The following is a 12,032-nucleotide window of genomic DNA, read 5'->3' as shown; positions in this document are numbered from 1 at the left end:
AAGAGGCCTGAAGACCATGAAAAAAGCCGCACCTGGGTGCGGCTTTTTGCTGCAGGCTGCCGTCGCTTCAGGCTTCGGCCAGCAGTTTGTCGATCAGCTTGTGCAGTTCGTCGAAGTTGGGCGCGCCGACGTATTTCTTCACGATGCGGCCCTGCTTGTCGACGATGTAGGTGGTGGGCGTCAGCTTCACGTCGCCCCAGGCTTCGGCGACCTTGCCAGTGTTGTCCAGCGCGACCTTGAACGGCAGCTTGCGCGTTTCGGCAAAGTTCACCACGTAGCTCGGCGGGTCGTAGCTCATGGCGACGGCCAGCGTGTCGTAGCCGCGGTCCTTGAACTTATCGTAGGTAGCGACGATCTGCGGCATTTCGGCCACGCAGGCGGTGCAACTGGTGGCCCAGAAGTTGACCAGCGTCACCTTGCCCTTCATGTCGGCCGTGGTCTGGCGCGAACCGTCGAGCAGCACGAAGGTGGACGCCGGCGCGGCCTCCTGCGCGCAACCGGCCAGCAGGGATGCCAGCGCCAGCGCGCCCAGGCTGGCAAGGGTGGTGCGGCGGCGGGATGAAATGCGGGAAATCACGGGCGAATTCTATGCGTCGCCGGGCGAGCGTGCCCGGACAAGGGATGGTTCAGGATGGACCCGCGGCCCGCCAGAAAGTTCTCGGGCCTGCGGGATCGGCGGCTACGGCTGGCGCATCCACGCCGGCGTGGCGCCGGGTTTCGGCCTGCTGCTGTGGCTGGCGTCCATCCTGCCGCAGATCGTCTGTCGGTGCCCCTGCTGGTGATCTGCCTCTTCGTGCCCGGCATTCTGGGTGCGCTGTGGCACAAGGCCGTCCATCGCGACCGACCGGCAGCGATCAAGCCCCGGTCAGGCCGCGAGATCCCGCATCAGGCGGTTGAACGCCTGCGGCTCGCTGACCATGGGGCTGTGCCCCGTCGCCATGTCGATCGTGCGCACGCCGGCCCCGCGATGCCATGCGCCGCCCCAGAAGCCGGGGTCGGCCATGCGCCGGCGCGAGACGTCGATGGTGGGCAGCGTGGGCTGCGTGCAGTTGATGAAGGTGCGGGGCACGGCGGCCACGCGCGCGGGGTCAAAGTCCAGCGGCTGCGTGTAGGTGTGGCCAGGGTGCGGCGTCTGGCGGCGGCGCACCCAGTCGGCGGCGGGGCCTGTCAGGCCGAAGGCGGCCGTCGGGTCGGGCGCGGCAAAGGCGTATTGCGGGTGGCTTTCGGCGCTGGCGATGCGCGCGGCGCGCGTGTCGGGCGGCTGGGCGCTGCTCCAGCTTTCGCCCGGCGCGGGCAGCACCGCGTCGACATAGACCAGGTGCGCAATGCGCCCCGGCCGCCGGTCGGCCACCGCCGTGCCCAGCATGCCTCCGTAGCTGTGCACGACCAGGATGCAGTCCTGCAACTCCTCGGTGTCCAGCGCGCCCAGCACGTCGGCGATGTGCGTTTCCAGGTCGATGGCAGGCGTCAGCAGATGGGCACGCTCGCCCACGCCGGTCAGCGTGACGGCGTGTGCGCGGTGGCCGGCGCCGATCAACGCGGCCAGCGTGTCACGCCAGTACCAAGCGCCGCCCCAGGCGCCGTGAACGAGCAGGTAGTGGGCCATGGTGGGTTCCTTCTGGAATCGGGTTTAAAAGAGCCGGACAGCCGGACAGCCGGACAGCCGGACAGCCGGACAGCCGGACGCAGAGGACGCAAAGGATTCGCAGAGGACGCCAAAGAAATTCCAAGCAATTTGTTCCAGGTCTTTTCGGCGCTCTCTGGAGAAATTTCCGCGTTCAGGGTTTTGAGCAAACGTGCCTTCTGTGCAAGTCCATCCTGCGCCGTCAGCTACGTTTTATATAGCAATCAGATGACGCCGCGATCCCGCAGCGTGGCCAGTCGCAGCGCGTCGGCGCCCAGCAGTTCGCCCAGCACCTCGTCGGTGTGCTGGCCCAGCATCGGCGGTGGCGACACGGTGCGCACGGGGGGTTTTTTCCAGCTTGATGGGGCTCGACACCAGCGGCAGGTCGGCGCGCAGGGGGTGCTGCCAGTGCGTGACCATGCCGCGCGCCTGCACGTGTGGGTCGACGAAGACTTCGTCCAGGCTGTTGATGGCGCCGCACGGCACCTTGGCGGCTTCCAGGCGGCTCAGCCAGTCGGCCTTGGGGCGGGTCTTCATCACGGCTTCCAGCAGCGGCACCAGTTCGGCGCGGTGGCGCACGCGGTCGGCGTTGCGCGTGTAGCGCGGGTTGCTGGCCAGATCGGGTCGGCCCGCCACTTCGCAGAACTTGGCGTACTGGCCGTCGTTGCCCACGGCCAGGATGATGAAGTCCTTGCCGCCATCGGGCCGCGGCGCGACCTCGAACACCTGGTAGGGCACGATGTTCTGGTGCGCGTTGCCCATGCGGCCCGGCACCTTTTCGCTGACCAGGTAGTTGGCGCCCAGGTTGGCCAGCATGGCGACCTGCGTGTCCAGCAGGGCCATGTCCAGGTGCTGGCCTTCGCCGGTGCGCTCGGCGTGGCGCAGCGCGGCCAGGATGCCGACGGTGGCGTACATGCCGGTGAACAGGTCGGCCACCGCCACGCCCACTTTCTGCGGGCCGCCGTCCAGGTCGTCGCGCTCGCCGGTCACGCTCATCAGCCCGCCCATGCCCTGGATGATGTAGTCGTAGCCGGCGCGCGGCGCATACGGCCCGGTCTGGCCGAAGCCGGTCAGGCTGCAGTACACCAGCCGCGGGTTGATGGCCTTGAGGCTGTCGTAATCCAGCCCGTAGCGCGCCATGTCGCCCACCTTGAAGTTCTCGATGAACACGTCGCAGTGCTCGGCCAGTTCGCGGATCAGCGCCTGGCCCTCGGGCCGCGCGATGTCGCATGTGACCGAGCGCTTGTTGCGGTTGGTGCCCAGGTAATAGGCCGATTCGTGCGACTCGCGCCCGTCCGCCGACGGCAGGAAGGGCGGGCCCCAGGTGCGCGTGTCGTCGCCGCTGCCGGGGCGCTCGATCTTGATCACGTCGGCGCCCAGGTCGGCCAGGTTCTGCGTGCACCAGGGGCCCGCCAGCACGCGGGAAAGGTCAAGGACTCGGATACCGTCAAGTGCGTTCATGCGGGCATTCTCGCCCACCGGCGCGCGCGCCGCCTGCGGGCGCCGGCACCGCCGCTGATAATGCCCCGCATGTCTGTGCATCGGCTGCTTCTGGGTGCCGTGGCCGCGTTCAGCGCTGCCGCCTGCACGCCTTCGCTCAACTGGCGCGAGCTGCGCCTGTCGCCCACCAGCGCCGTGGCGCTGCTGCCCTGCAAGCCCGACCATGCCGAACGCAGCGTGCCGCTGGGCGGCCAACCCACGGTGCTGGCCGTGAGCGGCTGCGAAGCCAGCGGCGCCACCTTTGCGCTGATGGTGGCCACGCTGCCCGCCGGCCGCGCGCCCGACGACGTGCTGGCCGGCTGGCAGCAGGCCACGCTGGCCCACATGCGCGCGCAGGGCACGCCGGTGCGGCAGGCCTTCCACCCGGCGCGCGGGCTGCCGCTGGCACATGCCCAGCGCGTGCAGGCCGCCGGCCAGCGCGCCGACGGCAGCGCCGTGCAGGCCCAGGCCGTGTGGACGGCGCGCGCGGTCGACGGCGGCCGCGTCGAAGTGCTGCACGCCGTGATGTACGCCGACCGCGCGCAGCCCGCCGTGGCCGACGCGTTCTTCGAAGGCATCAAGTGGCCGTGACCGCCACCGACACGCTGCCGCGCCGCGCCGCCGTGGCGGTGTTCCTGGCGTTTGCGCTGGCGTACTTCATCTCGGCGCTGCTGCGCGCCGTCACGGCCACGCTGTCGCCGGTGCTGACCAGCGAGTTCAACCTGCACGCGCGCGACCTGGGGCTGCTGGCGGGCGGTTACTTCCTCGGCTTTGCCGCCATGCAGTTGCCGCTGGGCGCGTGGCTGGACCGGCACGGGCCGAAGAAGGTGATTTTGGGCATGCTCACCGTGGCCGTGGCGGGTTGCGCGGTGTTTGCCGTTGCGGATGGCTTCACGGGCCTGATGGCGGCGCGCGCGCTGATGGGCGTCGGCGTGGCCGCCTGCCTGATGGCGCCGCTGACCGGCTACCGCCGCTGGTTCGACGCCGGCACGCAGCTGCGCGCCAACGCCTGGATGCTGATGACCGGCTCGCTGGGCATGCTGGCCTCCACGCTGCCGGTGCAGTGGCTGCTGCCGCTGGTGGGCTGGCGCGTGCTGTTCTGGGGGCTGGCGGCGCTGGTGCTGTTGGCCATGGGGGTAATCGCGGTGGTGGTGCCGCGCTGGCGCACGATTGCTACACAAAACATAGCTACATCCGCTGATCAGGCCGGCGCAACGGGCCAAAACGGTTCGTATGCCGACATCGCGCGCAACGCCTACTTCCGCCGTGCCACGCCGCTGGGCGCGGTGTGTTTTGGGGGCATGGTCGCCATCCAGTCGCTGTGGGCCGGGCCGTGGCTCACGCGCGTGGCCGGCGCCACGCCGCTGCAGGCGGCCACCGGGCTGTTCTGGATGAACCTGGGCATGCTGGTGACGTTCTGGGGCTGGGGCGTGCTGCTGCCGCGCATGGCCGCGCGCGGTGTGTCGGTCGACAGCCTGGTGGCGCGCATCCAGCCTTTCAGCTTTGTCGCGCTGGCGGTGATGGTGGCGGCCGGCCCGGCGCTGGGTGAATGGACCTTTGTGCTGCTGGCGCTGTATTGCATGCTCAGCACGCCGTCGGCGCAGGTGCAGCCGGTGGTGGCCATGTCGTTCGCGCCGCATCTGGCGGGGCGCGCGCTGTCGGCGTACAACCTGGTGATCTTCCTGGGCATCTTCGTCGTGCAGTGGGGCATCGGCCTGGGGGCGGACGCGTTCGAGTCGCTCGGCGGGTCGGCCGCCGACAGCCTGCGCGCAGCCATGGCGGTGTTCGGCCTGGTCAGCGTGGCGTGCTGGGTGCGCTTTGTGCGGGCAGGCAGATAATGGCGGCAACTACCGCCGAAACCCCAATGAACGTTGTCCTGCTGATGGCCCACGCGCCGCTCGCCAGCGCCTTGCGCGACGCGGCACTGCATGTCTTTCCGGACGCTGGCAGCGACATCGGCGTGCTGGACGTTGCCGCCAGCGCCGCGCCCGAGGACACGCTGGCGCAGGCCCGTGCCGCGCTGGCCGCACTGGGCGGGCGCCCGGCGCTGGTGCTGGCCGACGTGTTTGGCGCCACGCCGTGCAACGTGGCGCAGCGCCTGGTCGACGGCGCCGACGCGCGGCTGATCGCGGGGGTCAACCTGCCGATGCTGCTGCGCGCGCTCAGCTACCGCGCCGAGCCGCTGGACAGCATGGCCCAGCGCGCGCTGGCCGGCGGCGTGCAGGGCGCCATGCCGGTCACCCCCCACGGCGCCGCAAAACCAGAATCGACGAGCCCCGAATGATCAAGAACGAAACGACCATCAGCAATAAGCTGGGCCTGCACGCCCGCGCCTCGGCCAAGCTGACCAAGCTGGCCGGCAGCTTTCCGTGCGAGGTGTGGATGTCCAAGGGCGAGCGCCGCGTCAACGCCAAGAGCATCATGGGCGTGATGATGCTGGCCGCCGGCATCGGCAGCCAGGTCACGCTGGAAACCAACGGCCCGCAGGAGCAGGAGGCGATGGACGCGCTGCTGGCGCTGATTGCGGACAAGTTCGGAGAAGGGGGATGAGCTCCCCCCTGAGGCGCTGCGCGCCTTCCCCCCGGAGGGGGGACGACGCTGGTGGCCGGGGAAACCCCGGCCACGGCGTCCGCGCGCGGCCTGCTCCGCGGCCTTTGGGGGGGCCTTGCTGCGCAGGCCGGTGGTGGCGGTGATTCGTTCGAGTCGCGTGCTGCTTCGTCCACCGCCGTCATTCCCGCGAAGGCGGGAATCCATGCGGCGCCTCGCCTGTCATTGAGCGTCGTGCACCGCATACGCCCATGGATTCCCGCCTTCGCGGGAATGACGGTGAAAGTTTCGTCGGCGCTTGCCACGCTGCGCGGCATCGACAGGGAGCGCGCCATGAGGAACGCCGCGTGACCTTCTCCATCCACGGCCTGCCGGTTGCCCGTGGCATCGCCATTGGGCGCGCGGTGCTGGTGGCGTCGAGCCGGGTGGACGTGGCGCACTACTTCATCGAGCCGGACCAGATCAAGGCCGAGATCGAGCGTCTGCGCGTGGCGCGCAATGCCGTCATCGACGAACTGCAGCGCCTGCAGGCCACCATGCCGCGCGACGCGCCGCCCGAGCTGGCGGCGATGCTGGACGTGCACCTGATGCTGCTGCAGGACGAGGCGCTGGCGTATGAAATCCGTCGCTGGATCAAGGAGCGGCTGTACAACGCCGAATGGGCGCTGGTCAGCCAGCTCGAGGTGCTGGTGCGGCAGTTCGACGAGATGGAGGATCCGTACCTGCGCGAGCGCAAGGCCGACCTGGAGCAGGTGGTCGAGCGCGTGCTGCTGCACATGAAGGGCGCGGCCACGCCCGTTGCCGCGCCGCCGCCGCGCCCGGCCCGTCAGCACGAGCTGGGCCTGGGCGACACGCAGGACGTGCCGCTGGTGCTGGTGGCGCACGATTTGTCGCCGGCCGACATGCTGCAGTTCAAGAAGAGCGTGTTCGCCGGCTTCGTCACCGACGTCGGCGGCAAGACCAGCCACACCGCCATCGTGGCGCGCAGCATGGACATTCCCGCCGTGGTGGGCGCGCGCTCGGCCAGCCACCTGGTGCGGCAGGACGACTGGGTCATCATCGACGGCGACGCCGGCGTGATGATCGTCGACCCGTCGCCCATCATCCTGGCCGAATACGGCTTCAAGCAGCGCCAGGGCGAGCTGGAGCGCGGCCGCCTGGCGCGCCTGAAGAACACGCCCGCCGTCACGCTGGACGGCCAGCGCGTCGAGCTGCTGGCCAACATCGAGCAGCCGGCCGACACCGCGCTGGCGCTGGGCGTGGGCGCGGTCGGCGTGGGGTTGTTCCGGTCCGAATTCCTGTTTATGGGGCGCGAGGGCAAGCTGCCCGATGAGGAAGAACAGTACGCCGCCTACCGCGCCGCCGTCGAGGGCATGATGGGCCTGCCCGTCACCATCCGCACCATCGATATCGGCGCCGACAAGCCGCTGGACGACCGGCGCGCCGACACGCACCTGAACCCTGCGCTGGGCCTGCGCGCCATCCGCTGGAGCCTGGCCGAGCCAGCCATGTTCCTCACCCAGCTGCGCGCCATCCTGCGCGCCGCGGCGCATGGGCGGGTGCATCTGCTGGTGCCCATGCTGGCGCACGCCAGCGAAATCCGCCAGACGCTGGAGATGATCGACAAGGCGCGCGCGCAGCTCGACCAGCGCGGCCAGGTGCACGGCCCCGTCACGCTGGGCGCCATGATCGAGGTGCCGGCGGCGGCGCTGTCGCTGCGGCTGTTCTTGCGGCACTTCGACTTCCTGTCGGTCGGCACCAACGACCTGATCCAGTACACGCTGGCCATTGACCGCGCCGACGAGTCGGTGGCGCACCTGTACGACCAGCTGCACCCCGCCGTGCTGCGGCTGCTGGCCGACACCATTGCCGAAGGCGCGCGCCAGGGCAAGCCGGTCAGCGTGTGCGGCGAAATGGCGGGCGACCCGACCATGACGCGCCTGCTGCTCGGCCTGGGGCTGCGCAGCTTCTCGATGCACCCGTCGCAGATCCTGGCCGTGAAGCAGGAAATCCTGCGCGCCGACACCGACAAGCTGACGGCCTGGGCGCAGAGCGTGCTGGACAGCGACGAGCCAGCGGCGTTGCTGGCCGTGTGACGGTGCAAGAAATCAGTTGAATCGCGCGTTTGCGCTGATCTAATCTTCGTCTGTAGCTATGCTTATGGTAGCAATCAGCGCGCCCGCGTGCCCGCCACCGCCGCGCCCAGAATCAGCGCGGTGGCCAGCCCGATGTTCCAGCTGAGCGGCCGCCCGGTCGTCCACAGCAGGATCAAGGTGGACAGCAGCGGCGTGAGGTAGCTCAGCACGCCGATCTGGCGCGCGTCGCCCAGCTTCAGCGCCGCGTCCCACAAAAAGAACGCACCGCCCAGAGGCCCCAGGCCCAGCGCGGCGATCAGCAGGCCGTCGCGCGCCGACAGGCTCACGCTCGGCTCCAGCAGCGCATGGCACCCCAGCGACAGCAGGCCCGACACCAGTCCGAAGGTGCCTATGGCCGCGGTGGGAAAGGGCTGGCCCGTCAGCGTCAGCCGCTTGGTCAGCAGCGAATAGCTTGACCAGATGAAGGCCGCGCCGGCCGCGGCGGCAAAGCCCACGGCGGCCATGGGGTGGCCGCCCGCGGCCGGGCTGGCCGCGCCGCGCCCCAGGATCGCGATCGCCGCGCCCGCCAGCCCCACGAATGCCGCCAGCACATGCGCCGCGCTCAGGCGCACGCCCGGCAGCAGCATCGGCGCCATCAGCACGATGCCGAGCGGCCACAGGTAGTTGACCAGATTGGCCTCGACCGGCGGCGCCAGTTGCAGCGCGGTGAACAGCAGAAAGTGGTAGCCGAACAGCCCGTACACGCCCAGCGCCAGCGCGCGCGGCGCCACGGCCAGCCGCCGCACGTCAAAGCGCACCAGCGGCAGCGCGATCACGCTGCCCGCCAGCAGCCCCAGCCCGGTCAGCAGAAACGGCGGCACATGCGCCAGCGCCGTGCCCAGCGCAGCCAGACTGGCCCACAAGGCGATGGTGGCAAGCGCCAGCAGGTTGGCGGTGGCGGTGTGTGAACGGGCGGCGGGCATGGGCCGCGCATCATAGTCGGGGATGAGCCGCGTTGGCGGTCGAACCGGACGCGCCGTGGCGCAGCCCGACTCGCACGGAAAAACAGGCGCACAAAGGAAAGCGCCCACCGAAGTGGGCGCTTGTTTGGCTGGATCTTCAGTCAGACTGCCACATTGACACAGGTTCAACGAGCGTGTTCAAACGTCCTTTCCTGCCGGACCGTCATTTCAAGTTGTCTTGAAGACGCCTCGGAATGTCAGTCTTACCTTCTGCTCGCCTCGTCCGTACTTCCTTGGTTCGTCCGTCATCGGGCTTTGACGCCGTTTGAGATTCGGAACCGCTGGATGCTGGTCTTCGGGTTGCTGAAGGAAGGTGGCTTTGATTCCTGGCTGACGGGTCTTGCGACTTGTCTGGAAGGTTTCTCGATCACCTTGGTATCGACTGTAGGCCCGCTCGCGGCCCGCGTATGTCAGTGCGATGACGCAGCGCGTGTAGGACGCAATTACCGCAGTTGACGCACGGGTAAAGCCGGTTTACACCCCCGCCGCCTGCGCCTGCTTGTCTGCGTGGTAGCTGGAGCGCACCATGGCGCCCACGGCCGCGTGGGTAAAGCCCATGGCATACGCCTCCCGCTCGAACATCTTGAAGGTGTCGGGGTGCACGTAGCGCTTGACCGACAGGTGCGCGTTGCTGGGCGCCAGGTACTGGCCGATGGTGAGCATGTCCACGCCGTGCGCGCGCAAGTCGCGCATCACTTCCAGAATCTCCTCGTCGGTCTCACCCAGGCCGACCATCAGGCCGCTCTTGGTGGGCACGTCGGGGTGCAGCGCCTTGAACTTTTTCAGCAGGTTGAGGCTGAAGGCATAGTCGCTGCCCGGGCGCGCTTCCTTGTACAGGCGCGGCACCGTCTCCAGGTTGTGGTTCATCACGTCGGGCGGCGCGGCTTTCAGAATCTACAGCGCGCGGTCTGGCGACCGTGAACCGTTACAGATCGAGCACTAGGCGCTTGCACCTCGCACGCGAGCAGCAGGGCGTGAACTGGTCGTTCAGCGCTTGTTCGGCTGGGGTGAGGTACATGTCGCGGTGGTCGGGCGTGCCCGAAAGCACGCGCGTGAGGCAGGTGCCGCACACACCCTGCTCGCACGACACCGGAACAGCCACGCTGGCCAGGGCCAGCGCCTGCGTCACGGTCTGGTCAGCAGGGACGCAAATCACGCGACCCGAACTGGCCAGCTGCACCTCGAACGCCTCGTCACCACTGCGGGGTGCGGCGTTGGTTTCGGCGGCGAAGAACTCCCAGTGCAGCTGTGTCTCGCTCCAGCCCTGCGCCCGTGCGGTGTCGAGCACTGCGCTCATAAAGCCTTGCGGTCCGCAAACGTAGAGGTGAGTGTGGGGTGTTGGCTTGGCTAGCACAACGGGCAAGTCCAGTTTCTGAGTGGCATCGCCGTTGTCGAAGTGGAAGTCGACCCGATGGGCGAACGAAGCGCGACGGATGCGGTCCAAGAAGGCGGTGCGGTCAGGTGAGCGCGATGCGTAGTGCATGCGGAACTCGGCGTTCATGGTGGCGAGGCGCTCGGCCATGCACAGGATCGGCGTGACGCCGATGCCACCAGCCAGCAGCAGATGCTGGCGCGCTTCATGCGCGAGGGCAAAGTGGTTGCGCGGCACGCTAATGCGCAGCGTGTCGCCTTCTTTCACGCGGGCATGCACGGCGCTTGAGCCCCCACGCGAAGCCGGGTCGCGCAGCACGGCCAGTTGGTAGCGGTGCTGCTCCGACGGGTCGTTGCACAGCGAATATTGGCGCACCAGGCCGTCGCCCAGATGAACGTCGACATGCGATCCGGCGGAGAAAGGCGGCAGCGATTGCCCCTCTGCTGCGACGAGTTCCAAGCCGCAGATGTCCACGGCTTCGACAGTCTTGCGCGCAACCAGCACGCGAAGCTCCTGGACCGGGCTGCTCACGACGTCACCCCATCAATCTCGTCGATGCCAGCCTTATCCGTCGCTGCGCGCCCCGCCGCGGCCAGCATCACCGCCACCGCACCCAGGATCAGCGGTAGCGCGAAGGTGTAGTAGAGGCCGGCAGGCTTCCAGCCGCCGTCGAGCAGCAGGCCGGCCATCATGGGCGCGAGAATGGCGCCCAGTCGCCCGACGCCAATGGCATAGCCAACGCCAGTTCCCCGGAGTGCGGCCGGATAGGCAGCCTGCGCCACGCCATAGAGCCCTGCCATGGCGCCAAAGAGGAACACGCCGATCGCGAACGCGGCCGCAAACGCTGTGCTCAGTGCGCCCGACCCGATCGCGAATGCCGCCATCGCCAGCGCCGACATGAGCAGGCTGAACGCGGTGAGCTTCGCAAGTCGAACGCGTACCGCGAGCGCGCCGAAGAGAACGCCGCCCACGATGCCCCCCCAGATTGAGCAGCACTCCGCCCGTGATGCCCTGGGTGGTCGATAGCCCAGCCGTGACCAGCAGCTTGGGCGTCCAACTCAGGGCAAAGTAGAAGCTGAACATCAGCAGGAAGAAGGCCGCCCAGACCATTAGCGTATTGCGTGCGAGGCCGTGCCTAAACAGCCCGACGATGACGTTGCCCCGTTCCACCGTGGAGGCGGTCGTCTGCGTGGGCAATTGCGGTAGCGGCGCGTGCCCGATCTGGCGCAGGAGGCGATTGATGCGCGCCAGGGCATCGGGCGGTCGGCGCGTCAGAAGATAGTCCACCGACTCGGGCAGGCGCAACCAGACAATCGGAATCATCGCTGCCGTCGCGATGCCCCCAGCAATGAAGACGGAGCGCCATCCATCGTGTTGCAGCAGCCACGCGGCGCCCAAGCCGCCCAGCGTGGCGCCCAGCGGGTAACCTGCGGTGTAGAGCGCGATGTTGGTGCTGCGCCACTTCGCGGACGAGTATTCGCCGATGATTACCGTAACGCTGGCGAGCATGCCGCCGATGCCCAGGCCTGTGACGGCGCGCATCAGGGCCAACTGGTTGACACTGCTGGCGAAACCCGAGAGAACCATGCCGACGCTGATCAGCACCAGACTCAGCAGCGTCACCCGCTGACGACCCCAGCGATCCGCCAGCGGGGCCAGCGCGACCGAGCCGGCAGCCATGCCAAACAGCCCGGCACTGAAAAGCATGCCCAGTTGGGCACCGTTGAGCTTCCATTCGGCCGAGACGCTGGCCGCGGTAAAAGCCATGACCAGGACGTCGAATCCATCGAGCGCGTTGAGCATGACGCAGATGGCGATCGCGATCCATTGGAAACGACTCATGGGGCCGTTGTCTAACGACCGTTGTAGGTTGGTGTTCATCGAAAGTGATCCGGAATGCAGTGCGTTGGCGC

At 68.5% G+C, this 12,032-nt stretch carries 8 protein-coding genes and 4 pseudogenes; 5 read left to right on the top strand and 7 right to left on the bottom strand.

Annotated elements, in window-relative coordinates:
- Positions 1 to 67 precede the first annotated feature (67 nt).
- From R0D99_RS16280 to R0D99_RS16270, 3 genes and pseudogenes are all read right to left on the bottom strand, one after another.
- Entirely contained in the window at positions 68 to 532 is a 465-nt protein-coding gene (locus R0D99_RS16280) for a TlpA disulfide reductase family protein (protein WP_317751148.1), read from the bottom strand.
- Between the two features lie 333 nt (positions 533 to 865).
- Positions 866 to 1,606: an alpha/beta hydrolase gene (locus tag R0D99_RS16275; protein WP_317749214.1), complete on the bottom strand. Its 741-nt coding sequence runs from the start codon at positions 1,604 to 1,606 to the stop codon at positions 866 to 868.
- Positions 1,607 to 1,848: 242 nt separating this feature from the next.
- A pseudogene (locus R0D99_RS16270) lies at positions 1,849 to 3,085 on the bottom strand (CaiB/BaiF CoA transferase family protein).
- 69 nt (positions 3,086 to 3,154) lie between these two features.
- Between R0D99_RS16270 and R0D99_RS16265 the strand changes: the two are divergent.
- The 5 genes and pseudogenes from R0D99_RS16265 to ptsP all read left to right on the top strand — a co-directional run bounded on the left by R0D99_RS16265 (position 3,155) and on the right by ptsP (position 7,746).
- Positions 3,155 to 3,694: a hypothetical protein gene (locus R0D99_RS16265; protein ID WP_317749213.1), complete on the top strand. Its 540-nt coding sequence runs from the start codon at positions 3,155 to 3,157 to the stop codon at positions 3,692 to 3,694.
- On the top strand, positions 3,691 to 4,941 hold the full coding sequence (locus R0D99_RS16260) for an MFS transporter (RefSeq protein ID WP_317749212.1): 1,251 nt from the start codon (positions 3,691 to 3,693) through the stop codon (positions 4,939 to 4,941). The genes R0D99_RS16265 and R0D99_RS16260 overlap by 4 nt, the downstream gene beginning before the upstream one ends.
- 26 nt (positions 4,942 to 4,967) lie before the next feature.
- A pseudogene (locus R0D99_RS16255) lies at positions 4,968 to 5,415 on the top strand (PTS sugar transporter subunit IIA).
- The gene (locus tag R0D99_RS16250) at positions 5,384 to 5,653 is read left to right on the top strand and encodes an HPr family phosphocarrier protein (protein ID WP_317749211.1); all 270 of its coding nucleotides are present in this window, start codon (positions 5,384 to 5,386) and stop codon (positions 5,651 to 5,653) included. Before R0D99_RS16255 ends, R0D99_RS16250 begins: the two are co-directional and overlap by 32 nt.
- 344 nt (positions 5,654 to 5,997) lie before the next feature.
- On the top strand, positions 5,998 to 7,746 hold the full coding sequence (gene ptsP, locus R0D99_RS16245; RefSeq protein WP_317749210.1) for a phosphoenolpyruvate--protein phosphotransferase: 1,749 nt from the start codon (positions 5,998 to 6,000) through the stop codon (positions 7,744 to 7,746).
- A 74-nt stretch (positions 7,747 to 7,820) separates the two neighbouring features.
- On the opposite strand, the gene R0D99_RS16240 is transcribed toward ptsP, so the two are convergent.
- The 4 genes and pseudogenes from R0D99_RS16240 to R0D99_RS16225 all read right to left on the bottom strand — a co-directional run bounded on the left by R0D99_RS16240 (position 7,821) and on the right by R0D99_RS16225 (position 12,000).
- Positions 7,821 to 8,708: a DMT family transporter gene (locus tag R0D99_RS16240; RefSeq protein WP_317749209.1), complete on the bottom strand. Its 888-nt coding sequence runs from the start codon at positions 8,706 to 8,708 to the stop codon at positions 7,821 to 7,823.
- A gap of 513 nt (positions 8,709 to 9,221) precedes the next feature.
- Positions 9,222 to 9,641: pseudogene (locus R0D99_RS16235) on the bottom strand (radical SAM protein); the annotation flags it as partial.
- Positions 9,642 to 9,672: 31 nt separating this feature from the next.
- A complete protein-coding gene (locus tag R0D99_RS16230) occupies positions 9,673 to 10,650 on the bottom strand; it encodes a PDR/VanB family oxidoreductase (RefSeq protein ID WP_317749208.1) in 978 nt (325 codons plus the stop codon).
- Positions 10,647 to 12,000 (bottom strand): annotated as a pseudogene (locus R0D99_RS16225) (MFS transporter). Before R0D99_RS16225 ends, R0D99_RS16230 begins: the two are co-directional and overlap by 4 nt.
- Positions 12,001 to 12,032: the final 32 nt, after the last annotated feature.

It is taken from the genome of Ottowia sp. SB7-C50, from assembly GCF_033110285.1.
Lineage (GTDB): Bacteria > Pseudomonadota > Gammaproteobacteria > Burkholderiales > Burkholderiaceae_C > Ottowia.
The sequence above is the reverse complement of the archived record's forward strand: the minus strand, read 5'-3'. Positions and strand labels throughout refer to the sequence as shown.